The organism is Ottowia sp. oral taxon 894 (genome assembly GCF_001262075.1).
GTDB lineage: Bacteria > Pseudomonadota > Gammaproteobacteria > Burkholderiales > Burkholderiaceae_C > Ottowia > Ottowia massiliensis.
The window spans coordinates 2,799,327-2,822,042 of sequence record NZ_CP012073.1 but is presented as its reverse complement, the minus strand read 5'-3'; the positions used below and the strand labels follow the sequence as shown (position 1 = coordinate 2,822,042).

The 22,716-nt window shown below is 62.8% G+C and carries 22 protein-coding genes and 1 other RNA gene; 15 read left to right on the top strand and 8 right to left on the bottom strand.

Features of this window, described 5'->3' with window-relative positions; translation table 11 throughout:
* Positions 1-1,300: 1,300 nt before the first annotated feature.
* Entirely contained in the window at positions 1,301-1,801 is a 501-nt protein-coding gene (locus ADJ79_RS14785) for a hypothetical protein (RefSeq protein ID WP_156304233.1), read from the top strand.
* Between the two features lie 660 nt (positions 1,802-2,461).
* A complete protein-coding gene (locus ADJ79_RS12390; protein ID WP_172674080.1) occupies positions 2,462-4,612 on the top strand; it encodes a TonB-dependent receptor in 2,151 nt (716 codons plus the stop codon).
* Between the two features lie 173 nt (positions 4,613-4,785).
* On the opposite strand, the gene ADJ79_RS15535 is transcribed toward ADJ79_RS12390, so the two are convergent.
* Positions 4,786-4,938 carry a transposase gene (locus tag ADJ79_RS15535; RefSeq protein WP_371256855.1) on the bottom strand — a complete coding sequence of 51 codons (153 nt, stop codon included), beginning with the start codon at positions 4,936-4,938 and terminating at the stop codon, positions 4,786-4,788.
* Between ADJ79_RS15535 and ADJ79_RS15295 the strand changes: the two genes are divergently transcribed.
* From ADJ79_RS15295 to ADJ79_RS12360, 7 genes are all read left to right on the top strand, one after another.
* Complete coding sequence (locus tag ADJ79_RS15295; protein WP_253273827.1) at positions 4,909-5,115, top strand: SRPBCC family protein; 207 nt, start codon at positions 4,909-4,911, stop codon at positions 5,113-5,115. The two genes, ADJ79_RS15535 and ADJ79_RS15295, sit on opposite strands and share 30 nt — an antisense overlap.
* Before the next feature lie 2 nt (positions 5,116-5,117).
* Positions 5,118-5,660: a hypothetical protein gene (locus tag ADJ79_RS12380; protein WP_156304232.1), complete on the top strand. Its 543-nt coding sequence runs from the start codon at positions 5,118-5,120 to the stop codon at positions 5,658-5,660.
* A gap of 2 nt (positions 5,661-5,662) precedes the next feature.
* On the top strand, positions 5,663-5,824 hold the full coding sequence (locus ADJ79_RS13425; RefSeq protein WP_216597127.1) for an RnfH family protein: 162 nt from the start codon (positions 5,663-5,665) through the stop codon (positions 5,822-5,824).
* Positions 5,825-6,560: 736 nt separating this feature from the next.
* A complete protein-coding gene (gene scpB / locus ADJ79_RS13420; protein ID WP_082203312.1) occupies positions 6,561-8,012 on the top strand; it encodes an SMC-Scp complex subunit ScpB in 1,452 nt (483 codons plus the stop codon).
* A gap of 87 nt (positions 8,013-8,099) precedes the next feature.
* On the top strand, positions 8,100-9,065 hold the full coding sequence (locus ADJ79_RS12370) for a pseudouridine synthase (RefSeq protein ID WP_082203311.1): 966 nt from the start codon (positions 8,100-8,102) through the stop codon (positions 9,063-9,065).
* A gap of 296 nt (positions 9,066-9,361) precedes the next feature.
* Entirely contained in the window at positions 9,362-12,205 is a 2,844-nt protein-coding gene (gene polA, locus ADJ79_RS12365; RefSeq protein ID WP_082203310.1) for a DNA polymerase I, read from the top strand.
* A 324-nt stretch (positions 12,206-12,529) separates the two neighbouring features.
* Positions 12,530-13,234 (top strand): Crp/Fnr family transcriptional regulator, encoded by a 705-nt coding sequence (locus tag ADJ79_RS12360; protein ID WP_050716619.1) that lies wholly within the window; start codon positions 12,530-12,532, stop codon positions 13,232-13,234.
* Between the two features lie 58 nt (positions 13,235-13,292).
* Here the strand turns inward: ADJ79_RS12360 and ADJ79_RS12355 are convergent, their stop codons facing one another.
* A complete protein-coding gene (locus tag ADJ79_RS12355; RefSeq protein ID WP_050716227.1) occupies positions 13,293-13,928 on the bottom strand; it encodes a superoxide dismutase in 636 nt (211 codons plus the stop codon).
* Positions 13,929-14,561: 633 nt separating this feature from the next.
* Here ADJ79_RS12355 and ADJ79_RS12350 point away from each other — a divergent pair.
* Positions 14,562-15,545, top strand: coding sequence for an AraC family transcriptional regulator (locus ADJ79_RS12350; protein ID WP_050716226.1), 984 nt, complete (start codon positions 14,562-14,564; stop codon positions 15,543-15,545).
* Positions 15,546-15,811: 266 nt separating this feature from the next.
* On the opposite strand, the gene ADJ79_RS12345 is transcribed toward ADJ79_RS12350, so the two are convergent.
* The 3 genes from ADJ79_RS12345 to ADJ79_RS12335 form a co-directional block, all read right to left on the bottom strand.
* Positions 15,812-16,870, bottom strand: a complete 1,059-nt coding sequence (locus ADJ79_RS12345) for an MlaD family protein (RefSeq protein ID WP_233199960.1) — start codon at positions 16,868-16,870, stop codon at positions 15,812-15,814.
* Between the two features lie 4 nt (positions 16,871-16,874).
* Positions 16,875-17,690 (bottom strand): ABC transporter permease, encoded by an 816-nt coding sequence (locus tag ADJ79_RS12340; protein WP_172674079.1) that lies wholly within the window; start codon positions 17,688-17,690, stop codon positions 16,875-16,877.
* Positions 17,691-17,794: 104 nt separating this feature from the next.
* On the bottom strand, positions 17,795-18,307 hold the full coding sequence (locus ADJ79_RS12335) for a CHRD domain-containing protein (protein ID WP_050716225.1): 513 nt from the start codon (positions 18,305-18,307) through the stop codon (positions 17,795-17,797).
* Positions 18,308-18,405: 98 nt separating this feature from the next.
* Between ADJ79_RS12335 and ssrA the strand changes: the two genes are divergently transcribed.
* The 5 genes from ssrA (at position 18,406) to ADJ79_RS12315 (ending at position 20,367) form a co-directional block, all read left to right on the top strand.
* Positions 18,406-18,781, top strand: a transfer-messenger RNA (tmRNA) gene (gene ssrA / locus ADJ79_RS13415).
* 323 nt (positions 18,782-19,104) lie between these two features.
* The gene (locus ADJ79_RS12330) at positions 19,105-19,383 is read left to right on the top strand and encodes a type II toxin-antitoxin system RelB/DinJ family antitoxin (RefSeq protein WP_068809742.1); all 279 of its coding nucleotides are present in this window, start codon (positions 19,105-19,107) and stop codon (positions 19,381-19,383) included.
* Positions 19,355-19,675 carry a type II toxin-antitoxin system YafQ family toxin gene (locus ADJ79_RS12325; RefSeq protein WP_050716223.1) on the top strand — a complete coding sequence of 107 codons (321 nt, stop codon included), beginning with the start codon at positions 19,355-19,357 and terminating at the stop codon, positions 19,673-19,675. Before ADJ79_RS12330 ends, ADJ79_RS12325 begins: the two co-directional genes overlap by 29 nt.
* Positions 19,676-19,678: 3 nt before the next feature.
* Positions 19,679-19,906 carry a hypothetical protein gene (locus ADJ79_RS12320; RefSeq protein ID WP_050716222.1) on the top strand — a complete coding sequence of 76 codons (228 nt, stop codon included), beginning with the start codon at positions 19,679-19,681 and terminating at the stop codon, positions 19,904-19,906.
* 95 nt (positions 19,907-20,001) lie between these two features.
* Positions 20,002-20,367 carry a hypothetical protein gene (locus ADJ79_RS12315; protein WP_050716221.1) on the top strand — a complete coding sequence of 122 codons (366 nt, stop codon included), beginning with the start codon at positions 20,002-20,004 and terminating at the stop codon, positions 20,365-20,367.
* Positions 20,368-20,393: 26 nt separating this feature from the next.
* Here ADJ79_RS12315 and ADJ79_RS12310 read toward each other — a convergent pair whose 3' ends face one another.
* From ADJ79_RS12310 to ADJ79_RS12300, 3 genes are read right to left on the bottom strand one after another with little or no spacing between them, the layout of a single operon-like run.
* Positions 20,394-20,846, bottom strand: coding sequence for a hypothetical protein (locus ADJ79_RS12310; protein WP_050716220.1), 453 nt, complete (start codon positions 20,844-20,846; stop codon positions 20,394-20,396).
* Positions 20,843-22,183, bottom strand: coding sequence for a recombinase family protein (locus ADJ79_RS12305; protein ID WP_050716219.1), 1,341 nt, complete (start codon positions 22,181-22,183; stop codon positions 20,843-20,845). Before ADJ79_RS12305 ends, ADJ79_RS12310 begins: the two co-directional genes overlap by 4 nt.
* On the bottom strand, positions 22,180-22,656 hold the full coding sequence (locus tag ADJ79_RS12300) for a DUF2924 domain-containing protein (RefSeq protein WP_050716218.1): 477 nt from the start codon (positions 22,654-22,656) through the stop codon (positions 22,180-22,182). The genes ADJ79_RS12305 and ADJ79_RS12300 overlap by 4 nt, the downstream gene beginning before the upstream one ends.
* Positions 22,657-22,716: the final 60 nt, after the last annotated feature.

Genomic DNA, 22,716 nt, shown 5'->3' with positions numbered 1-22,716 from the left:
CGTTAGTGTTCAACGAGGAGTCACTCTTGAAGAGGCCATTGAAAGAGAAAAATAACAAGTACAGTAAAACAGAAGACGATAAGAGACTATATTGGATATTCCCCAATGAGAATTGGGGCAAGAGAAAAAGAAATCGTAAAGAATAAGGAATGAATAACGGCATTGAAATCTGAAGCAGGCGGATTTTTACTAGGTTTGGGTGCAGGTATGTTTGGGACGGACCAACCCCGGCTGGACGCTGGTTTATGTCAAGAATAGCGACAGGCATTTCGGCTTTTACAGTAATAGGGTCCTGTTCGGGGTGACTCATCTCCATGCTTCCGTGAAGAGTAATGAGAACTGTGATTGCAGAATGGGTTTATAAATGACGCTGATTGAATTATTGTTTTTCATATTTCATATATTTATATGGTGGTTAATCTTTGGTTTTTTAAGAGAGTCCTTTTGGTGGCCGTTTGCATTAATCATTTCTATTCCGTGTCTTATTTGTGTTTTGATGATTCTTTATTGGCGAACTCTGGCGCCAGACATTGTTTGCTGGATCAGGAGGATGATAAACAGGAGCAAATAATATCTTGAAATAAACCATATATAATATGCTTGTCTTAAAAAATTGTGCTGAAGTTGCATTACATGCATGCAACGTGCGCCTGCCAACAAGTATGTGTCCAGATTATCTGATTAATCTGGATCCACGATGCGATTTACATTGACGAGATTTGGCCATGATGCACAAGAAGATAATATGCTCCGCTGCAATTGCCTGCCTGGTTCCATTGTTCTGGTTTCTTTTGCTTCATATGGGCATTTTTTCATGGATAATGATGTCCTTGCTGTGGTTTTGCATGATGATTGCCGGATTCCTGATTGGAAATTTGCATGGGCGATATTTATATATTCTTATCATTTGCATATCACTTCTTTTCGCCGTGACAAATGTTCTGGGCAATTTTTCCTTTGGCCGCGAGACTGATTTTCCTGGCGTTTCCGGAGGGAGGGTTGTTTTCGTGTATTGTCTGTTTTTCGGATTTCTTGAAATGTGCGCAGGCGTGATGTGCCGTAGGGCGTATGATTTTTTGACTGCCAAATATATCAATGCCACAAGAATATAGGGGTGGAATATCTAAATCATTGCATAGCCAGGCCGGAGCAGGCCGAGAAAGGCAGCTGCGCTACAATGCAGTGGGCAGACTGAGTGAAAATTTGGATGGGGCATGGCTTTCTCGTGACAGAGTATCATATTATTTGGCATTAAAGCCATGAGAACTGCTGCTGACAATGATGATTGCGATTGGTCAACATGAAAAAATACAAAATGTACCGCAGGTGGATGCTGAATGCCGTGAAAAATGAGCTTGTTCCAGGGCTCGGGGAGCAGGAATTTGAGCGCGTGTTTTTAAAGGGAGAAGAAAAAAAGCAATTGGAGCAATTTTATCCATTCGGGAAATTTCAAAGGTTCAGGGGAGATGTTGTTGATATTCTTGAGATTCAATTTCCGCAATATGGATATCCAGAGTTTCGCATTGGTGCGGGCACGGTTGCGAAGAGCGGGTATGAACATCAGATTTTTGGACATATCGCAGCAAAAGATGTATGGGTTGGATATTTGATTCCCTATTATTCTTTTTATGCGATACCGTTTACAGGAAGATGGTTTTCCGTTCCTTTTTATTCTTTCCGCAAGTTAAATGAGGAAGATTTTTCTTCCTATGTCAGAAAAATCAGTGCCGCATTGGTAAATGAAATAAATGAGGCCTTGATTCACGATAGAAGAGGAAAACATACAAGAAAATGTGGTTGAGGGCTTGCTTGACCATATTGATTGGACGGTCTGACTGAGCGGCTCTTGGCTGCGCCAGCCAAGCCGGAGGCCATTGCCGCTTTCTTGTCTGACCAAGCCGTGCGGCCTCATGCAGTCCATCCAGAAAGGGCGCTGCCGCCTTTCTGTAGCCTTCTATTTGCTCCTCATTCAATAGCATGAGGTCCTAGCAGGAACTGCGCAAGCGCGGTTTTTGCCCCGTCAAATTAGCTCCTGTTTCTGATGTTCCGGGAGTCCATTCAGCCCGCAAGAAAGCGGTCTGTTTGCGCGAGCTGCTGTTGTCTGGCCGCGAGGAGCGGCGGATCGGGCTGGGCTGCAAGGCGCAGATTGCAGGCCATCCGAGTCCGCCTGTTCACAGCTGCGGTTATGGCGTGAATTAAGCAAGCGATAGCCCCGCCTTGCGCATTTGGCGTTGTTGCGCGCGATGATTTCTGGCCGCCTATCGCCATGAAAGCAGTGCCCCATTGGGCCAGCGGTGCGCATGCGCCTGCTGCTGGGCCGTCTTGATTTCGGTTTTCTTTTGGCGGCTTGGCTGTTTTCTTCGTTTTTCCGCCTTGGGCGCTTTCTTTTCCCGGCCAGGGGCTTGCGGCGCGAAGGGGCGCGTGACACTTGCTGACATTTGTTTGTCTGCTGGAGATGTCGATGCCCGCTCTGTTTTTGCGCCGCCCTGGTTCTTCTTGTGTTTTGGCCCGCTTGCGCCCGGGCTGGTTTCATGCCCTGGCTTGCGCGGCCGCGCTGGCTTGCGCTGCATCAGCCGTATCGGCCGCAGAGCAGGCCCGCGCGGCAGAACCTGAACAAGGCAAGGAAAAAGAGCGCACGCTGGAGGCCATCACCGTCACGGGCGAGCGCATCGAGCGCAGCTTGCGCGACACGGCTTCATCCGTTTCCAAGATGGACGCGCAGGACGTCGAGGCGCAGCCGGGGCGCTCTTCGGTGCAGGAGGCGCTGGAGCATGTGCCCAACGTGGTGTTTGCGGGCACGGTTTCCGCGCCGGTGATTCGCGGGCAAGACGCGCAGGGGCCGAATTTTGGCGCGAGCGCCTTTTTGGGCGGCACGGTGCCGCGCGCCACCATCAATGTGGACGGGCGCTACCTGAGCTACAACGAGCTGGTGTTTGGCGCCGAGCCGCTGTGGGATGTGGAAAGCATTGAGGTGTTTCGCGGCCCGCAGACGGTTTCGCAAGGGGCCAACAGCATTGCCGGGGCCGTTGTGGTGCACACCAAGGAGCCGACGTTTCACCGTGAAGGCGCGGCGCAGGTATCCGCTGGCGGCATGCGCGCGCGGCGCGCTTCGGCGGTGATTTCCGGGCCGCTGGTGTCCAACGAGCTGGCCGCGCGCCTGGCGGTGGATGCCAGCCAGCGCGACACCTTCATTCACTACGTGAACCCGCGCTTTGCCAAGGGCGACACGGATCAGGACTTCGAGTCGCGCAGCGCCCGCCTGAAGCTGCTGTGGCAGCCTGCCGCCTTGCGCCAGCTCACGGCGCGGCTGGCGCTCACGCACACGCAAGGCAGCCGCCCCACGAACGAATCGGCCAATGCGCCTTACAGCCGGTACGACAGCCTGACGCTGGCCATGCCCAGCTTCAGGCAGTGGAACAACGGCGTGGTGGCTGATGTGGCCTGGCGTTTTGCCAATGACTTGACGCTCTCGCACCGCGCCAGCTTCTCGCACCTGAATGTGCGGCGCGTGGCCGAGCCGTTTTCCAACGGCGGCGCACTCATCACGCTCAAAACCGTCACGCACGAAACCAAGCTGGACTTTGGCGATGCCCAGTCCGTCTGGCGCGGCGCGGCGGGCCTGTTCGTGAACCATGCGCGCTCGGACGACTTGCTCTACACGCGCGGCATCTCCCGGTTTGACGACCGCAAGCGCAATCTGGGCCTGTATGGCGAGCTGAGCCGCCGCCTGGGCGCAGATGGGCGCTGGCTGCTCACGGGCGGGCTGCGCTACCAGAGCGACCACATCCGCCGCAGCGGCAAAACGCCTTTTTCCCGCGTGCCGATGGCGTATGACCAGCGCTTTCACGCCGTGCTGCCCAAGCTCTCGCTGGCGTATGACCTCTCGCGCACGGCCACGGTGGGCGCGCTGGTGAGCAAGGGCTACAACCCCGGCGGCGCGGGCGTGAGCTTCGCGCAATCGCGCACGTACAGCTTTGACGCTGAAACGCTGTGGAACTACGAGCTGTTTGGCCGCGCCAGCTTGCTGGGCGGGCGCATGCTGCTCACGGGAAACGTGTTTTTCAGCGACTTGCGCCACTCCCAGCGCCTGCTGCCCGACTACCTCAATGGGCGCCTGTATGGCGCGGTGGTGGTCAATGCCGACCGCGCCCGCGCCCGTGGGCTGGAAGTGTCGGCCGACTGGCAGGCCAACGCCCGCTGGCGCCTCAAAGCCGCGCTGGGGCTGCTGCACACGCGCATTTCGCGCTTTCAGGCCACGGGCGGGCAGCTGCTGCAAGGCAATGAATTTGGCCGTGCGCCGCGCCACACCCTCTCGCTCGGCGCCGAGTGGACGCCCGCGCCCGGCCTGAACCTGGCGCTGGACGCGCGCCACACCGCGCGCTTTCACTCCGCCGATGACAACCTGCCCGGCTACGAAGTGGGCGGCCACACCGTGATCAACGCCCGCGCCAGCTGGCAGATCAACCGCCACGTGCAGCTTTTTGCCTGGGTGAACAACCTGGCCGACCGCGTTCTGCCCATCTGGATGCACGACGACCGCACGGCCGGCGGCATCGTCTCTTCCATGATGCCGCCCCGCCAGATTGGCGTGGGCGTGAAGGTGGAGTTTTGAGAATCTGTCCAAAGGTTATGTTCGTGGAAGCGATTGATGCGGACTCGGGCGCTCGTGGACGTTGCAAACGCCTCGCCGGGTCAAACCTCAAACCCCGTCTGCAGTTTGCGCCTTGCACTGATCTGCCGCCACTGACGACCAGACTTTGAACAGGCTCTAGTGCGTGTCATCAATCAGGCGAGCCATACGACCGTTGCTGCCAAATGGACAACGCCCAGGAAGTTGCGAGCCGTCTTGTCGTAACGCGTGGCGATGGCCCGGCACTGTTTGAGCTTGGCAAAGAAGTTTTCGATCAGATGGCGGGCTTGGTAAGGCCGTTCCGCCACCTGCGCGGCCGCTGGGAATTTGTGGCAACCGACGACGGCGGCTGCGAAGTACGCTACAGCATGGATTTTGAAGTGCCGCTCTTGCTCGCGCCCATCCTCGGCGGGCTGATGAGCCACATGAGCAATACGATGGTCGATGCCTTTGCCCGCCGCGCGGAACAGGTTTACGGGACGTGAGCATGCTGAAGAAACCGCTGCCGCTTGCGGCGCTTTTTATTTTGACTAACGCCCTCTATTTCTGGATGGCAAGCCGCACGCTCCCGGCGCTGATGGCATTTGCTGGCGGACTACCGCCGTTGGACGCGCTGCCCTTCGGCTATGCGCCGGACTACCCGGCGCGCCTCTTTGCCGCCTTGGGTGAGGCGGGGCGCGATTACTACCGCGCTCCCCAACTCATTCTCGACAGCTTCTACCCGCTGCTTTTTGCCCTGACCTACGCCAACCTGCTCGCCGTCCTCCTGCGCAAGAACTTCCGCCCGCAGCGCTGGTTCGCCCTGCTGTACGCCTTGCCCGTTTGCAGCGCCGTCTGCGACTGGCTGGAAAACGCAGCGACCTTCACCATGCTGCGCCAATACCCGGACATTTCCCCGGCAATGGCGGGCGCGGGCAGCATTTTCGCCACACTGAAAACGCTAACCGGCTTCCTGACCCTCGCCGGCATTCTGCTGCTCAGCCTGCGCTGGCTGTGGCGCTATTACAAGGACAAGGCGCGGCGGGGCTGACGATGGCAACCATCCGCGTTGAAATCGCCTACGCCGAACCGGAACGGCAAAAAATCATCACCCTCACCATGAACGAAGGCGCGACGCTCAAACAAGCGGTAGAGCGCTCCGGCATGGTGCGTTTCTTCCCGCATCTTGATTTGCAGAAGAGATGCGGGTCGTAGTCCCGAGCCGCCTTCTTGCTGCTGCATGAGGCAAGGACAACGCCTCGAGCACTCGAGCTTGGGCGTCATAGCCCTTGTCGGCGATCACGGTTTCGGCCGCTGTTTGAGCCAAGAGCACGTCGGCCCATTCGAGGCCGTTCGCCTGCCTTGGCGTGAGATGAAATCCGGTGGCCCAGTGCATCCGCCGCCGCGTGAATCTTGGCGCTCAGCCCGCCGTGGCTGCGTCCGATGGCTTGCGGCGCCCCTTTCTGCCCCAGCACTGCGCTGGTGCGCTCGCACGATGGTCGAGCCGATCATTGCGTACTCGTTGCCGGCCTGCTGCGCCAGGGCTTCGAAAATCCGTTGCCATACACCGCTGTGGCTCCAGCGACTGTTGGCGCAGGTGCGCCACCTGGAAGTCTCCGAAACCGTCGCGCAACGCGTATCTTCTGGTCATGGCCCTTCTTCTGGGTTCTCGCCCGCAGGCTTCAGGCTCAGTTCTTGATGATTGATGGCAAGCCCTAACAAGCCTGTCATCCTCGGAGACAAATGAATTCGCTTCTGAATTCATAGCATGATATCCTAGTGGAATATGCGCAGAAGCCATATTTTTCCCCATCTAATTTGCTCCTGTTTTCAAAGCGATCTGCCAGCAATCTTTCGCCCTGCCCTTCTCTGCGTGCCCATGCAACGCCTCATCAACCGCCATGCCAGCCCAACCGCCTTCCGGCGCGCCGCCAAAGCCCGCAGCTGATCAATGAACACCGCCGAAGCCAAACGCATCCTCGAAACCGCCCTGATCTGTGCGCGCCAGCCGCTGACGCTGCGCGACATGCGCACGCTGTTTGACGGCGCGCTGGCCGCCGACACCCTCAAAACCCTGCTGGCCGATTTGCAAAACGACTGGGCGCAACGCGGCGTGGAGCTGGTGTGCGTGGCCAGCGGCTGGCGCTTTCAGAGCCGCCCTGAAATGCAGCCCTGGCTTGAGCGCCTGCACCCCGAAAAGCCGCCCCGCTACACCCGCGCCACGCTGGAGACGCTGGCCATCATCGCCTACCGCCAGCCCGTCACGCGCGGCGACATTGAAGACATACGCGGCGTCACCGTCAGCACCCAGACCATCAAGCAGCTGGAAGAGCGCGGCTGGGTGGAAGTGATTGGCTACCGCGAAGCCGTGGGCCGCCCCGGCCTGTATGCCACCACACGGCAGTTTCTGGACGACCTGGGCCTGGCCTCGCTGGAGCAGCTGCCCGCCATCGAGGCGGGCGAACCGGGCCAGGAGCTGGCGCAGGCGCTGGAAGCGGCGGGCCTAAATCCGTCTGAAGCTCCTGAAGCGGACGGCGCGGCAGCAGGAAATGCGCCAGGCAGCGCGGCGGAAGACGCGGCCAGCGCCAAAGCGGGCGGCGGCGCCCCGTCAGCCAGCGCCCCCGCCGCCCCGCAGGCCGCTACAGATGCCGGCCTTCACCGCCCGCAAGACCCCGCCCCGCCAGAACCCGCCGCCATCGCAGGCGAAGCGGCCAAAGCGCCCGCCCCCGCCAAGCTGCCCGCCGTTGATGCGCCCGCTACGGCCCCTGAAGCGCCGCCCCCCGCCGCGCTGCCCGACCCGGCCCGCCCCCTGCCCGTGGATGCCTATCTGCAAACCGAGCTGATCGCCCTGCTGCGCGGCGGCCACGCCAGCCGCGAAGCCATCGCGCAAACCCTGCTGGCAGAAATGCTGCCCGAAGGCAGCGATGCCGCCGAAGCCGCCGCCTGGGTGGATGTCCAGCTCGCCGCCCTGCGCCAGGAGCAGCAGGGCTGGCCCGCCGTCACCGACTGCGACCGGCTCGACGCCGCCTTTGCCGCCCTGCGCCAGCAAGGCATCGTCTGCCTGCCGCACGCGGGCGACACGCCAGGCGACGGCCTGGCCGCCTTCCGCCAGGCCCTGGCCGCAATGCCCGAGCACGAACGCGCGCGCGTTACCGGCTACTGCTTCTTTCATGGGCAAGATTTGGCCCGCGCCCTTTCCGACCATCTGCTCTGGCTCACCTTCGGCCCCCACCCGCAGCAAAAGCCCCCGCAGCAAAAAGCCTGCGCGCAGCAGACAGGCCGCCTCATCGCCGCCGCGCTTGAAAACGAGGGCCTGCGCGCCGAGTGGAGCTGCAGCGGGAGCAGCGCTGGCGGCGAGCGCATCTGCGTGCAGCCCTTCACCTGGCAGCGCCGCATCGGCTGAACAGGCCCGCAGCAAGGCCCCGCCGCCTTCCCGTCACGGCTGTCTCCCTGACAATTGCCCCCTTTGCCCGTCTGCCGAAAGCCCGCCATGCCCCGCCGCCCTGCCCTGCCCGCCCCCGCCCCTGAAGCCGAACGCCCCAAACTGCACAAAGTGCTGGCGCAAGCGGGCCTGGGTTCGCGGCTGGAAATGGAAAAACTCATCGCCGAAGGCGGCGTGCGCGTCAATGGCGAAGTGGCGCACGTGGGCCAGCGCGTCAGCGCCCATGACCGCATCAGCGTCCACGGCCAGCCGCTGCGCCTGCGCGCTGCGCCGCCGCCCGTGCGCGTCATCGCCTATCACAAACCCGTGGGCGAAGTCGTCACGCACAGCGACCCGCAAAACCGCCCCACCGTCTTTCGCACACTGCCGCGCCTGACACAAGGCAAATGGCTCTCCGTCGGCCGGCTGGACCTGAACACCGAAGGGCTGCTGCTCATCACCAACTCCGGCGAGCTGGCCAACCGCCTCATGCACCCGCGCTTTGGCCTGGAGCGCGAATACGCCGCCCGCGTGCTCGGCGCGCTGGACGAAGCCGAACAGCAGCGCCTGCTTGAAGGCGTGCGGCTGGACGACGGCCCCGCGCGCTTTGAGCGCATCGAAGCCGAAAAAGGCGGCGACGGCGCCAACCAGTGGTATCGCGTGACCATTGCCGAAGGCCGCAACCGCGAAGTGCGCCGCATCTTTGAAGCCGTGGGCCGCGCCGTCAGCCGCCTCATCCGCATCCGCTACGGCGCCATGACCCTGCCGCGCGGCCTGCGCCGGGGGCACTGGATGGAGCTGGGCACGCGCGAACTGGCCGCCCTGGCCGCCGCCGCAGGCATGAGCGCCGCCGAACTGAACCCCGCCGCCGCGTCCGCTGCGCCCCGCCAGCGCCGCAATGCCGACCGCAGCAGCAAAGCAGGCCCGCGCCCCGCACAGCCCAGCCGCCGCAACGCAGGCCGCAATGCCTCCGGCCCCCTCCCGCCCGCCCCCGCCCGGCCCCGGGGCAAGCCGCGCGGCAGCCAGCGGAGTTGAACACACACGGCCGTAATTAGCTCCTTTATTCATAGCATAGCGTCCTACTGCAATGCGCGCAAAGGCCGTTTTTTGATGTGCGAAATCTGCTCTTGTTTTTGATAATTTCGTCCCTTGTGGCCAGACTGTGAACCGGTTTTTCCAGCCGGGCCAAGGCGGCCTGCACGCGGCGCAGGTTGACGGCGCGGGCGTTGTCAACGCAGGCGTTGTCGGCCATCAGATCCGTCAGGCTGAACGCGCCGTCAATGGCGGTTTGGGCTGGCGCGGTTGTAGAACCTGCCCGGCACAATCGCCGCATGACGCCACACGCTCCCACGCCTGCCGCTTCCGAAGCAGCCGCTTCCAAAGCCGTTTCGCCCGCGCTGCTGCTGATTGACGGCTCCAGCTATCTGTATCGCGCCTTTCATGCCATGCCTGATTTGCGGGCCGATCCGGCCGATGCGCAAAGCCAGCCGACGGGGGCCATTCGCGGCATGGTGAACATGCTCAACAGCTTGCGCAAGGACTGGCCGCAGGCCACGTACGCAGCTTGCGTGTTTGATGCGCCCGGCCCCACGTTTCGCGATGCGCTGTTTGCCGATTACAAGGCCAACCGCAGCCCCATGCCCGATGACTTGCGCCGCCAGATTGAGCCGATTCACGAGGTGGCGCGCCTGCTGGGCTGGCCCGTGCTGTGCGTGCCGGGCATTGAGGCCGATGACGTGATTGGCACGCTGGCAGCCACGGCGGCCGCGCAGGGGCGGCAGGTGCTGATTTCCAGCGGCGACAAGGATTTGGCGCAGCTGGTCACGCCGCGCGTGGTCATCATCGACACCATGAGCGGCAAGCGCCGCGACGAGGCGGGCGTGCGCGCCGAATTCGGCGTGAGCGCCGCGCAAATGCTCGACTACCAAACGCTGGTGGGCGACGCCGTGGACAACGTGCCGGGCGTGGAAAAGGTTGGCCCCAAAACGGCGGCCAAGTGGCTGGCCGAATACGGCTCGCTGGACGCCATCGTGGCGCATGCCGGGCAAATCAAGGGCGCGGCGGGCGAGAACTTGCGCCGCGCGCTGGCGTGGCTGCCCACGGGGCGGCAGCTGCTGAAGATTCGCACCGACTGCGATTTGTCGGCCCACGCGCCCGGCCTGCCCGCGCTGGACGCGCTGGCGCTCAAGCCGCCGCAGACGCAGGAGCTGGCGCGCTTTTATCAGCAATACGGCTTCAAGACGCTGGCGCGCGCGCTGGAAAAGGAAAGCCAGGCGCAAAACCCCGCCCCAGCCGCTGCGCCCGGCCTGTTTGATGGCGTGCCGGATGGCGCTTCAGCGGCAGACGAGCCGCCCGCGCCGCACTCCGCCGTGCAAGGCCAGGTGCGCTACGCCACCGTGCAGGACTGGGCCGCTTTTGACGAATGGCTGCAAAAAATCAGCGCCGCCGAACTCACGGCCATCGACACCGAAACCACGTCGCTGGACGAAATGGCCGCGCGGCTGGTGGGCATTTCGCTGGCCGTGCAGCCGGGCGAGGCCGCCTACATTCCGCTGGCGCACGAAGGGCCGGACGCGCCCGCGCAGCTGCCGCTGGACGAAGTGCTGGCGCGCCTGAAACCCTGGCTGCAAAGCGCAAGCCACAAAAAGCTGGGCCAGAACATCAAGTACGACCGCCACGTTTTCGCCAACCACGGCATCGACGTGGCCGGCTACGCGCACGACACCATGCTGCAAAGCTACGTGCTGGAAGCGCACCGCCCCCACGGCCTGCAAAGCCTGGCCGAGCGCCACCTGGGCCGCAGCGGCACAAGCTATGAAGATTTGTGCGGCAAGGGCGCGCACCAAATCCCCTTTGCGCAAGTGCCGCTGGACAAAGCCGCGCATTACGCCTGCGAAGACGCCGACCAGACGATGGACGTGCACCGCGCCCTGTGGCCGCGCGTGCAGGCCGATGCGGGCCTGGCCGCCACCTACGCGCTGGAAATCGACACCAGCGAAGCCCTCTTTCAGACCGAGCGCCACGGCGTGCTGATTGACGCCGCCGAACTCGCCCGCCAAAGCCAGGCGCTGGGCCAGCGCATCACGCAGCTGGAAAACGAGGCCTACGCCCTTGCAGGCCAGCCCTTCAACCTGGGCAGCCCCAAGCAAATTGGCGAAATCTTCTTTGAGCGCCTGGGCCTGCCCGTCATCAAGAAAACCCCCGGCGGCAAGCCCAGCACCGACGAAGAAGTGCTGGAAAAACTGGCCGAAGACTTCCCGCTGCCCGCCCGCATCCTGGAGCACCGGGGCCTGGCCAAGCTCAAAAGCACCTACACCGACAAGCTGCCGCACATGGTCAACCCCGCCACGGGCCGCGTGCACACGCGCTACGCGCAGGCCGTGGCCGTCACGGGCCGGCTGGCCAGCAGCGACCCGAACCTGCAAAACATCCCCATCCGCACGCCTGAAGGCCGCCGCATCCGCCGCGCCTTCATCGCTGCGCCCGGCCGCCTCATCATGAGCGCCGACTACAGCCAGATCGAGCTGCGCATCATGGCCCACCTCTCGGGCGACGCCGCCCTGCTGGCCGCCTTCAACGCCGGGCAAGACGTGCACCGCGCCACCGCCGCCGAAGTCTTTGGCGTGCCGCCCGAGCAAGTCACGCCCGAGCAGCGCCGCTACGCCAAAGTCATCAACTTCGGCCTCATCTACGGCATGGGCAGCTTCGGCCTGGCCAAAAGCCTGGGCATCGCCCCCAGCGCCGCCAAACAGTGGATAGACCGCTACTTCGAGCGCTACCCCGGCGTGCGCCGCTACATGGACGAAACCGTGCAAAGCGCCCGCCAGCGCCGCTACGTGCAAACCCTCTTCGGGCGGCGGCTGTATCTGCCCGACATCAACGCCGCCAGCGGCCCCCGGCGCGCCGCCGCCGAGCGCCAGGCCATCAACGCCCCCATGCAAGGCACCGCCGCCGACCTCATCAAAAAAGCCATGATCGCCGTGCAAGCCGCACTGGCAGGCCGCCAAAGCGCCATCGTCATGCAAGTGCACGACGAACTCGTGCTGGAAGTGCCCGAAGCCGAAGCCGCCTGGGCGCGCGAGCAAGTGCCCCGCCTCATGGCCGGCGTGGCCGAACTGAAAGTGCCCCTGCTGGCCGAAATAGGCGCGGGCGGCAACTGGGAAGAAGCGCACTGAAGGCAGCGCCTGGCCAGGCGGCGCGCCATCGCGAAAGACTCGCAGCCGCTCTACACTTGGCCCAACTGTATGCAATCGTGTCAGCCGTGCGTTTGCGCACACTGTGAACCTGTTCAAAGTCTGTCCGTGGGTATGAAAAGCGCGGCTTCAAGTCGCTTTGCAGCGCTGCAAATCCCTGATGAGCCACAAGGCCCTCTGCGGTTGACGCCTTGCAGCCCTTGCCGGTTTCGCACTTTTGCCCCTTGCGCCCAGACTCTGAACAGGCTCTGAAGAGAACGCGTTTGCGCCGCCTTGGCGCGCCAAATTGGTTTTACCGAGTTCGCCGTGGATATTGCGAAATTCAACATCCCCCGTTATCTGGCCACCCAGCCCATGTTTTCGAACATGCAGCCGGAAGAGTTGCAGCGCGTGGCGCGCGGCTGTGTGCTTGAGCGCATTGAGCGCGGCAAGGTGCTGTTTCGCACGGGCGAGATGTGCCAGGCCTTTCACATCGTTGTGCTGGGGCAGATCAAGCTCTACCTCATCTCGCCTGCGGGCGTGGAAAAAGTCATCGAGCTTTGCGGCCCCGGCCACTCGTTTGCCGAAGCCATCATGTTCATGGACGTGCCCCATCTGGTGAACGCGCAGACGCTGACCGAGACGCTGCTGCTCACAGTGGAGAAAAACGCCGTGCTGCGCGAAATCGAAGCCGACAGCCGCTTTGCGCTGCGCATGCTGGCGGGCATCTCGCGCCGCCTTCACGGCCTCATCAAAGACGTGGAAGGCTACGCGTTGCACAGCGGCGTGCAGCGCGTTATCAGCTACCTGCTGGGCGGACTGATGGACGGGGGCGGCAGCGCCGTGCCGCAGACCATCACCGTTTCACTGCCCGTGAGCAAATCCACCATCGCCTCGCGCCTGTCGCTCACGCCCGAATATTTTTCGCGCGTGCTGCACGAGCTGGAAGCGGCCAAGCTGATCACGGTGCAGCGGCGCGACATCCACATTCACGACACGGCCAAGCTCGCGGGCTACCAGCCCGGCAAGTAGAAGCGGCCTGTTGCGCGCATAAAAAAGCCCGCAGACGCGGGCTTTTTTTCATGTGCTGTCAGGCTGATTTGACCTGCTGGTAGCGGCGCTCCACCTCGGCCCAGTTGATCACGTTGAAAAACGCGGCAATGTATTCCGGGCGGCGGTTCTGATACTTCAGGTAGTAGGCATGCTCCCATACATCCAGCCCCAGAACGGGCGTGTTGCCGGAGGCGATGCCGGCCATCAGCGGGCTGTCCTGGTTGGCGCTGCTTTCCACCAGCAGCTTGCCGCTTTTGTCAGCCGACAGCCAGGCCCAGCCGCTGCCAAAGCGCGTCAGCGCCGCCTTGGTGAAAGCTTCCTTGAAAGCCTCAAAGCCGCCCAAATCGCGCTCAATGGCCTGCGCCACGCCGCCTGCGGGCTGGCCGCCGCCGCCCTGGCTCACCGGCGCCATCACCGCCCAGAACAGGCTGTGATTGGCATGACCGCCGCCGTTGTTGCGCACAGCGGTGCGAATGCCTTCGGGCAGCTTGTCCAGCTGGGCAATCAGCAGCTCGGCAGGCTGGCCGTCAAACGGCGTGCCCTTGACGGCGGCAATCAGGTTGTTGATGTAGGTCTGATGGTGCTTGGTGTGGTGAATCTCCATCGTCCGCGCGTCAATATGCGGCTCCAGCGCATCGTAGGCATAGGGCAGGGGAGGCAGGGTGTAGCTCATGGTTGGGGGCTTTCGTTCAGGTTGAAAAAAGCTGCCTGGGCAGGCAAGCCGGAGGCATTTTATTGAGCCGGGTCAATCCACGCCCTTTGCTTTCACATTAAAGCGCGCCAGAGCGGATGCGCTTGGCTCCCCGAGCCGGTTCAGAGCCTGGCCGCAAGACGAAGCGCTCCGGCCAGGCGGCGCCTCCCGCCCTTCGCGGCTGGAACGCAGGCAGGCGTCAAAGAACGCCCGGCAACATCAAAACAGGAGCAAATTCAAACCTCGGAAAATGCCTCTTGCGCCCATTCCACTAGGACCTATCGCTATGGAATCAGGAGCGAATACATACGCCTTGCCAGAACTGCCTCCGCTCCAGTCATGAACAGACACCCAGTCAGCCAGCGCGCAGCCCAGGCCGCTTTGGCAAGCGCTGCTGGCGAACACCCGCGCATGGATTCCTGCATGCCTTGCCGCGCAGGCGAAGCTGGCGGGCCGCCAAGAGAAGAAATGGGGACTCGCCTGTTCACAGAAAGCGCGGCCTCAAATCCACTCGCATCAGGATGGGGCGGGTCAGCCCGCAACAGCCCAGAAACGCGATTGCCTCGCAACCTCATTCCTACAATTGACGCTTTTGCCCCAGCCAGTCCGTTTGCCATGAATGCCCCCTGGCGGCCCGCCGAAGGGCCTGAACTTCCGCCTGATGAAGCGGCCGCCAGCAGCCTGGCGGCGCAGCGCAGCTTCTGCCTGCGGCCCGGCATGGGGCGGGGATGGGCGCAAATGCACGAATTCGGCAATGGCCTGGTGCTAGGGCGCTTGCAATGCCAGCTGGCGCAAGGCGTTCGGCAGCGCTTTGATTGCGGCAGCGACAGCCTGCGTCTGATGCTGATGCTGCAAGGCGGCCAATGCGTGGCGGACGGGCGCGGCGGCGTTTTCGAGGCGCGGGCGGGCGATGTCATCGTGCGCAACGGCCACCCGGGCGAGCTGCGTACCGAACTGGCCGCGTGCGTTCCGCTGGCCTCCGTGGCGCTGGACGCGCCGCGCCGCCTTGTGGCCGCCTTGCAAGCCGAAGGGCTGCCGCTGGCGCATCTGGGGCCTGCGGGCGGCTGCACGCTGCTGCGCCCCTGCGACAGCGTTGCCAGCCAATGGCTGGCCGCAGGCCGCCGCCTGCTGGCGCTGGGCCGCGCGCCTGGGCTGCTGGCGCGGCTGGAGCTGGAATCGCTCGCCCTGGGGCTGCTGCACAAGTTGCTGGCGGCTGACGGCGCAGCGCCCGCGCCTGCCGCCGCCCGCGCCCCCCGCCACTGGCAGCGCGCCGTGGACGAGGCCCTGCACATCCTGCATGCCGAGTGGAGCGAACCGCTGACAATTGCCCGGCTGGCGCGCCGCGCGGGCATCAACGAGTGCTACCTGAAAGAGATGTTCCGCCAGCGCACAGGCCAGACCATCGCCGCCTACCTGCGCGCGCTGCGCATGGGCCACGCGCTGCGCCTGCTCGAATCAGGCCAGGCCACACTCCAGCAGGCCGCCCATGCCTGCGGCTACAGCCGCGCCGACAAATTCTCGCAAGCCTTCCGCCGCGTGCATGGAGTCATGCCTTCGCAAGTCAGCCGCCAAGCGGCGGCCAGCGCCCTAGCGGCCTGATAGCCCGTTCAAGGGCTCCCCGGACTGAAGCCAATGCACAAGGCATCAGTTCGAAAAATCAGCTTGGCGCGGCCTGAAAAAACTGAAGCGTGCAAGAGCAGCCGGGCCTACGGCAAAGCCTGCTGTCGATGGCTGCTACGCGGGCCAGACATTTGCCAAACAAACACGCAAACGTACAAAAGACCAAGAAAAGCGAATTCCACGCCTTCAAGGTGAAGCCCAAAAAACTGGACGGTTGAGCGCAGCTGAAGAGCGGTTGGGAATTTTCAGGGCAGCCTGATTTCCTGCGCCTTGGGAGCGAAGGGCCATTTGCGGTTGAGTTCGGTGATGAGGCCGTCCACCTGTTGCAGGCTGGATTCCACGTCGGCGCGCAGGCTGCCAAGGTCGGCGCTGGCTTCGCGCGCGTTGCCAGCAATGGCCTGGGCGTCTTTCAGGATGGCGTCGGCTTTTTCCAGCGCCTGGCGGGTGCTGGCGAGCAAGGCATTGAGTTCGCTCACGCTCACACGGGCGCCCGCCACGAGGCCATCTTTGCCGAGCACTTGCTGGTCGGCTTTTTGCACGGCGGCATCCACGTGCAGGGTCAGCTCAGAAAGACGCTTGATGAGCTGCTGGCTGGTGGAGAGCAGGTCGCTGGCGCGCTTGGCGTCCATGTCGTCGCCAGTGAGGGCGCCGATGAGGCCGGTTTTGACGCCATTGACGCGCTGGGCGAAGCGGCGCAGCTGCATGACGGCGTTGTTCAATTCGGAGTTTTCGTCGGTCATGCGCTTGATGTTGCCGAGCACATCGCGCGCGTCGGCCACCATGGCGGGGATTTCGGCAGAGACGTCGCCGCTGAGGACTTCGCGTTCAGCATCAGGCGGCAAGGGTTTGTCTTCCAGCATGCCGGTGAAGGCGCGCAGGCGGGCGCCGCCGACCAGGCCGCGCTCCAGGGTAAAGACGCTGGAGGCGCGCAGCCATTTGATGTCTTTGACAGGCACGTCAACCACGATGCGCACGCGCGCGTCTTCACCCAGGCCAAAGCTTCGCACGCGGCCAATGGGAAAGCCGGCGAAGGTCATGTCCATGCCGACTTGCACGCCTTCTGCGTCATCCGACAGGAGGATGAGGCGCTGCGTTTCTTCGAACGCGCCGCGTATCCACATCAGGTACAGGCCGGAGCACACGAGCAGCGCGGCCGTGGCAATCAGCAGCAGGGCAGCGCGCACTTGCAGGCGGCGCTCGGCGCGGGCCTGGGCGGCCGTGGGGGCGTCGTCATTGGCGCTGCCCGCGTCGATGATGGGCAGGGCGGCGGCGCTGGCGTCTTCGGTGGGAGGCAGGTCGGTCATGTCGTCAGTAGTAATTGCCAACGAGGGAGGCAATTTCAATCAGCAGCATCAGCGCGCACATTTGCACCAGCCCCTGCAGCTCCACGCTGGCGCGCGCGCGGCGTGGAATGTCGCGCAGGGCGTTGCCAACGGGCAGCAGGGCCACGGCAAAGGCGAAAAGGCCGGTTTTGAGCACAAAAATCATCAGCACCACGGGCGTGAAAATGTGCCCCACGGCCCGGTTGTAGGAAGGAATGCCCGCCAGCGTGAAGCCGTGCACGGCCAGATACGTCAGGATCAGCGAGATGGTGCAGCTCACCGCTGCCAGCATGATCACCGCGAACATGCCTGCCAGCACGCGCGGCAGCACTTCACGCTCCAGCGGAGATACGCCCCGGCGGCGCATGCTTTCCAGCGCGCCGCTCTTGCGCAGCTTGTAAAGCTCAGAGCCGCCCGGAACGCTGTAATTGATGGCCACGAACAACGCTGCTACCAACGGCACCAGCTCCAGCACCAGCACGCGCACCACCATGTTCAGCGCGTATTGCGACAGGCCGTAGGCAAAGGCTGTCACAACCACAATGCGGATAAGCACCACATTAAACAGCGCCATCAGCGTAGTAAAGCCTGCCAGCCCCGGCCCTGCCGCCGCGTAAATGTGCCGCAGCACCGCGCCGCCGCCCTGCCCGTGGTAGGACGATGGCGAAAACGCCAGCACCACCAGCTGCGCTCCTGTAAACAGCACTTGCCACCAACCCCTGCTCCACAGCAGAAAATTCTGCCCTAGCGCGCGCAGCCAGCGTGCCAGGCGGCCCAGCAACGAATGGGTTTCAGACAACATGGCGAAACGCGGGCTTATTTATGAATTGGTGAGAGATATAGAAAGAGCAGGCGGCGAGGCGCTTCAGACAGGTCAGCGGATGGGAAGCAGCGTGCAGCGTATCTTCAGTGCGCTTGTACCAGCGCTCCGGCCAGCGCGCCTTGCGGGGCCTGGCGCGTATTCAGCCGGAACTGCCACTGCCCGGCCAGCAGGCCATCGCGCTGAGACTGCGTCAAGACAGCGCGCCCCTCATGCGGACTAACGACCTTGCGGCCTGCGGGCAGCACATTCACATCGCTGCCATCAGCCCCGCGCGCATAAAAACCTGCGCTCGTGACCGGCGAGGCCAGATTGCCAAAACGCAATTTCCAGCGCAGCAGGTTCGTTTCACGGTTGAATACTGCTACCAGCTCTCCCCGCCCGGCACCGTCGCCCGACAGCACCGCGCGCAAAGCCACGACTTCAGGCTGGCGATCTGGCGGCGTCTCATGCGTGGCTGCAGGCGCCGGCTCCATCTGGACCGGCGGCGCCAGTTGTGGCGTGCCGCACCCTGCCGCCAACCAAGCTGCGCACACGCACACACAAGCCAGCGCCAGGCGGTGGGGCATGCACTTGTCGTTTTGCTTTGCGTTATTCATGCACCCAATCGTAGCCGCCCCGGTATGCCCCGCAGAAACAGAACGATAGGGCGCGAGCTTGCCGTGACATGCGGACTGCAATAAAATTTATAGCCTTTGGGGCTGCATTGGTTTCGACGTGGGTTGGAATCGCAGCGGTGCATGTCGAGGTTCAGTCACCTCGTAAAACAGCTGAAACAAAGTAACTGCAAACGACGAACGTTTCGCACTCGCTGCCTGATTGCGGCGAGCCTCGCAACAGCATGCCGATGGGCTGGGCAAGGGCGGCTTGAAGCCGTCCCGGCTGCGAGGGAATCTTCACCGGCTGGCCTGCTTCCGGGCGCCTTGGGCGCAGGCGAGAAACAAGGGCGCTGGCCCTGCGATCAGCGTGCGTCTGCGCGGCTTGCAGGGTGAGATACAAAACAGCACGCTAAACATGTAGATCTGCGCGAGGAAGATTTGCGGACGGGGGTTCAAATCCCCCCAGCTCCACCATACACAAGGGCTCGGATAATCTCCGAGCCCTTTTTCTTGCCTGAAATCCCCGCGCCACGCGGGGTTCCGGCTACCGGTGCTGCGGGTGGCCATCACCCGAAACGCCCGAAATCGGCCACTTTCTCGGCCAGAGCCGTCTCTGTTCTCTGTTTGGCCTGCGGGTAGGCGCAGATGGTGGTTGAGCAAAATCAACAACTTACGCGCGCCGGTTCATCGTCAACCAAGGCCACCGGTCAGGCATCGAACGCCGCCAGAGCATCGCCAGTGATCACTTGACCGTATCGCAAACGAGATACATAATTGCGGAAACGGAGGATTCGATCATGGCCCATTCCACGATGTTGCACGTCCGGGTAGACGACGAAATTAAGACGCAAGCCAGTGAGGCTCTGGCAGCCATGGGGCTGTCGGTGTCTGATGCCGTGCGCATCCTGCTCAAGCGCGTGGTGAACGACCAGGCCTTCCCGCTGGAGTTGAAGGTGCCCAACGCCCAGACCCGCGCGGCGATGGAAGAAGCCCGCGCCATGGCCAAGGCGCGCACCGCCCGTTTTGAGTCTGCAGACGCCCTGATCGATGACCTCGAAAAAGCCCGCCAGCAGTAAGCGGGCGCCGCTGCCCAGGGCGAGCGATTACACCAAGACTTTCCTCAAAGACTGGGAACGCCTCTCGCGTTCGGGCCGCTACGACCTGAAGCGGCTGAAGGAGGCAATGTTGCTGCTCATTGGCAACGATGCGCCGCTGGGGCCTGAATGGCTGGATCACCCGCTGAAGGGTGATTGGGCTGACCACCGCGAATGTCACATCGGCGGCGACTTCCTGCTCATTTACCGCCTGGATGGCAACACCATCATCTTTGTGCGGGCAGGCACGCACTCAGAATTGTTCGAGGAGTGATCCGTGGCGATTGAATCACTGCCCACTTTCACCAAACCCGCCCGCGAGCGGTGGGAGTCAATCCCTGCCGATATCCGCCAGCGGCTGCTGTCCAACGTCTGGTGCGGCCACTGCCGTCACGAAACCACGATCACCAATTTCAGCGGCACCATTAAGGGCGGCGACTTGCTGCTGGTGGGCAAGTGTGCTGAATGCCGCAGTGATGTGGCACGGGTGATCGAGGGCTCGTAACCCGGTCAGGCATCAAATTTTGTCACCACCTCCCACTGGGTAGCCCATTGGGTCGGTTGCGGGCAATCAGGGCCCTTGCAGCGAAAATGTCGTCAATGACCAGCAAACAGAAAATCGCAACCGATCTGCAATCAGCACTTTCTGGGCAAAGCCCACTGAGCATCGATCTGTACGTGGAAGTTCTGGCCGACTATGAGGACGAGCTTAAGGCCTCGCTCGACAAGGACGCCGATGACACCTTGTTGTGTATGCTGGCCGACGACGGTGACGTGGCGGTGATGGTCATCGACTGGGACGGCAGCATCTACCGTAATGAAAACGCGTTGAAAAAGCTGCAGGCCATGTGGCGGCACAGCTTTGACACCAATGTGCAGACCCTCGTGCCCATCCTCAGTGACCACATCAGCCAAAAAAACCTGGGGGTGGCAGGCATCAAGTGGTTGCCCGCACCCAGTGCTTGAAGCGGGCTGACCAACGGCGGTCCTGTTTACGAATCGAAAGCGGTCACCACCTCCCGCTGCGTCACCCAGTCAGTCGGCAGCGGATGCCGCTGGAACCACAGCAGGCTCATGCACTTGGGCTGCTGCCCGGCCAGAATTCTCTGGATGATGGTTGGCTCGAGCAGCGTCAGGCGCAGCAGTTCGTTGACCGTCGAGTGGTGCAGGTCTTCGCGCTGGGCGATCTCGCTGCCGCTGCCGACCACGCCTTCGTCCAACAGCTGCTGCCAGTAGAAAGCCCGCGTCAGCGCCACCAGCAAGGGCTGGTCAATCTGGCTGGCGACCTTGCCCGGCGACTCGACCGCCCCATCTGGCCGCACCACCACCTTGCTGGCGCCGCGCTTCCTGATCTTGAGCGGGATGAAGGTGGACAGCTTGACCTGGCCGCCATCCCGGCGTTCGCGGGCGATTGCCGCCCCCAATGGCTGCACTTTCGACTTCATACGGCTTCCTCCATCTCCTGCAGTTCCGCACCGATGGTGCCCGGCAGCAGTTCCCCGGCCAGCTCCTGCCAGCCATGGTCGCGCCAGATGATTTCCAGTCCGCCGTCGGCGATCACTACGCGCTCGATCAGCAATTGCGCCAGTCGACACTGTTCAACGGGGAACAGGTGTTGCCACAGGCCCGCCAGATTTCGCATCGGCAAGACCACCTCAGGCTCCGACAGGTCTGGGCGGGCTGTCCGAATCCGATCCCACACCGACTGCACGATGTGCGGCGCTGACAGCGCGGCGACGATCTGCTGTGTAACCAGGTCTTCGATGGGCGCCGCTGGCAACGGGCCGTGGCTGCTGGCCCACGCGCCAAAGCGCCGGTGCTTGATCGGGCTGTAGTAGCGGTAGGTCTTGCCCTTCTTGACGGTGTAGCTGGGCACCAGACGTTCACCGTCTGGCGTGAAAAGCAGGCTGCGCAATAACACCGGCTCACGCTGGCGGTCGTTGGTCTCGCGCCGCCGTTCGATGCCATCAGTGGCGATCAGTGCGTGCACGGCATCCCACTGCGCTTGCGTCACGATGGCCTGGTGCTGGCCGGGGAAGGACTGCCCCTTGTGGACGATCTCGCCCAGGTACATCCGGTTGTGCAGCATCTTGTAGATGGTCTGCTTGGTGAAGGGCTTGCCGCCCTTGGTGATCACGCCTTCAGCGCCGTAGGCCTTGGCCATCAGCGTGGCCGAGCGCACGGTCACGAAGTCATCGAAGATGCGGCGGACCAGCTTGGCCTCCGTTTCATTCACGACCAGCAGCCGATCCCGAACGTCGTACCCCAGCGGCAGCGGTCCACCCATCCACATCCCCTTGGCCCTGCTGGCCGCGATCTTGTCGCGGATGCGCTCGCCGGTCACTTCCCGTTCGAATTGCGCGAAGGACAGCAGCACGTTGAGCATCAACCGGCCCATCGAGGTTGCCGAGTTGATCTGCTGCGTGACCGCGCTGAAGCTGACCCGGTGGCGATCAAACACATCGACCATCCGCGCAAAATCCGCCAGCGAGCGTGATAGCCGGTCGATCTTGTAGACGACCACGATGTCGACCTTACCCATCTGGATGTCCGCCATCAGGCGGCGCAGGGCGGGCCGCTCCATGTTGCCGCCAGAGAAACCGCCATCGTCGTAATCATCGGCCACCGGGATCCAGCCCTCGTGGCTCTGGCTCTTGATGAAGGCGTGCCCAGCTTCCTTCTGGGCATCGATGGAATTGAAGGACTGATCTAGCCGTTCATCGCTGGAGACACGGCAATACACCGCGCAGCGTTTTGGGGGCACAAGCAGGGGTGCGTTCATTGACCATCCCCCTTGCCATCGCGCAGACCAAAGAACTTCGGCCCGTTCCAGCGCGTGCCGGTGATGTGGCGGGCCGCCGCCGACAGGCTCTTGAACACCTGGCCATCCAGGGCATACAGGCCATCGGGCGTGACAGTCACGCGGTACTCGCGCTCATCCCATTCCCGGATTAGCGTGGTACCGGGCATCAGCAAGGTCCGCGCGCTACGACCGGCGGCGGATTTGATCTTGGAGTGCTTGGCTCCGGCCTCGACCAGCATCTTGCGCACGTTGGTGGGCAGCGCGCCATAGGCCAGCTCTTGAATCCGGTACGCCAGACGCGATTCCACATAATTGCGATTGCGATGGCTGGGCCGCCGGGGAAAGTGCTGATCCCACAACGCCCAGAGGTCGACCATCGGCAGTGAGGGCAGCGCCGCCAACCGGGCCGAGATGGGCGCGGCCGGGCCACCCGTGTTCTTGTTCTCTGTCATTGCAGAAACTCCTGTTGTTGAGACAGGTCCATGAACGCGCTGTGGCGACCAGAAGCCAAG

What these genes read in the sequence shown, in the direction of transcription:
- ADJ79_RS14785 (WP_156304233.1), top strand. Translation starts at nt 1,301, where the DNA reads ATGAAAAAATACAAAATGTACCGCAGGTGGATGCTGAATGCCGTGAAA.
- ADJ79_RS12390 (WP_172674080.1), top strand. Translation starts at nt 2,462, where the DNA reads ATGCCCGCTCTGTTTTTGCGCCGCCCTGGTTCTTCTTGTGTTTTGGCC.
- ADJ79_RS15295 (WP_253273827.1), top strand. Translation starts at nt 4,909, where the DNA reads ATGGCGGGCTTGGTAAGGCCGTTCCGCCACCTGCGCGGCCGCTGGGAA.
- ADJ79_RS12380 (WP_156304232.1), top strand. Translation starts at nt 5,118, where the DNA reads ATGCTGAAGAAACCGCTGCCGCTTGCGGCGCTTTTTATTTTGACTAAC.
- ADJ79_RS13425 (WP_216597127.1), top strand. Translation starts at nt 5,663, where the DNA reads ATGGCAACCATCCGCGTTGAAATCGCCTACGCCGAACCGGAACGGCAA.
- scpB (WP_082203312.1), top strand. Translation starts at nt 6,561, where the DNA reads ATGAACACCGCCGAAGCCAAACGCATCCTCGAAACCGCCCTGATCTGT.
- ADJ79_RS12370 (WP_082203311.1), top strand. Translation starts at nt 8,100, where the DNA reads ATGCCCCGCCGCCCTGCCCTGCCCGCCCCCGCCCCTGAAGCCGAACGC.
- polA (WP_082203310.1), top strand. Translation starts at nt 9,362, where the DNA reads ATGACGCCACACGCTCCCACGCCTGCCGCTTCCGAAGCAGCCGCTTCC.
- ADJ79_RS12355 (WP_050716227.1), bottom strand. Translation starts at nt 13,928, where the DNA reads ATGAGCTACACCCTGCCTCCCCTGCCCTATGCCTACGATGCGCTGGAG.
- ADJ79_RS12350 (WP_050716226.1), top strand. Translation starts at nt 14,562, where the DNA reads ATGAATGCCCCCTGGCGGCCCGCCGAAGGGCCTGAACTTCCGCCTGAT.
- ADJ79_RS12345 (WP_233199960.1), bottom strand. Translation starts at nt 16,870, where the DNA reads ATGACCGACCTGCCTCCCACCGAAGACGCCAGCGCCGCCGCCCTGCCC.
- ADJ79_RS12340 (WP_172674079.1), bottom strand. Translation starts at nt 17,690, where the DNA reads ATGTTGTCTGAAACCCATTCGTTGCTGGGCCGCCTGGCACGCTGGCTG.
- ADJ79_RS12335 (WP_050716225.1), bottom strand. Translation starts at nt 18,307, where the DNA reads ATGAATAACGCAAAGCAAAACGACAAGTGCATGCCCCACCGCCTGGCG.
- ADJ79_RS12330 (WP_068809742.1), top strand. Translation starts at nt 19,105, where the DNA reads ATGGCCCATTCCACGATGTTGCACGTCCGGGTAGACGACGAAATTAAG.
- ADJ79_RS12325 (WP_050716223.1), top strand. Translation starts at nt 19,355, where the DNA reads ATGACCTCGAAAAAGCCCGCCAGCAGTAAGCGGGCGCCGCTGCCCAGG.
- ADJ79_RS12315 (WP_050716221.1), top strand. Translation starts at nt 20,002, where the DNA reads ATGACCAGCAAACAGAAAATCGCAACCGATCTGCAATCAGCACTTTCT.
- ADJ79_RS12310 (WP_050716220.1), bottom strand. Translation starts at nt 20,846, where the DNA reads ATGAAGTCGAAAGTGCAGCCATTGGGGGCGGCAATCGCCCGCGAACGC.
- ADJ79_RS12305 (WP_050716219.1), bottom strand. Translation starts at nt 22,183, where the DNA reads ATGAACGCACCCCTGCTTGTGCCCCCAAAACGCTGCGCGGTGTATTGC.
- ADJ79_RS12300 (WP_050716218.1), bottom strand. Translation starts at nt 22,656, where the DNA reads ATGACAGAGAACAAGAACACGGGTGGCCCGGCCGCGCCCATCTCGGCC.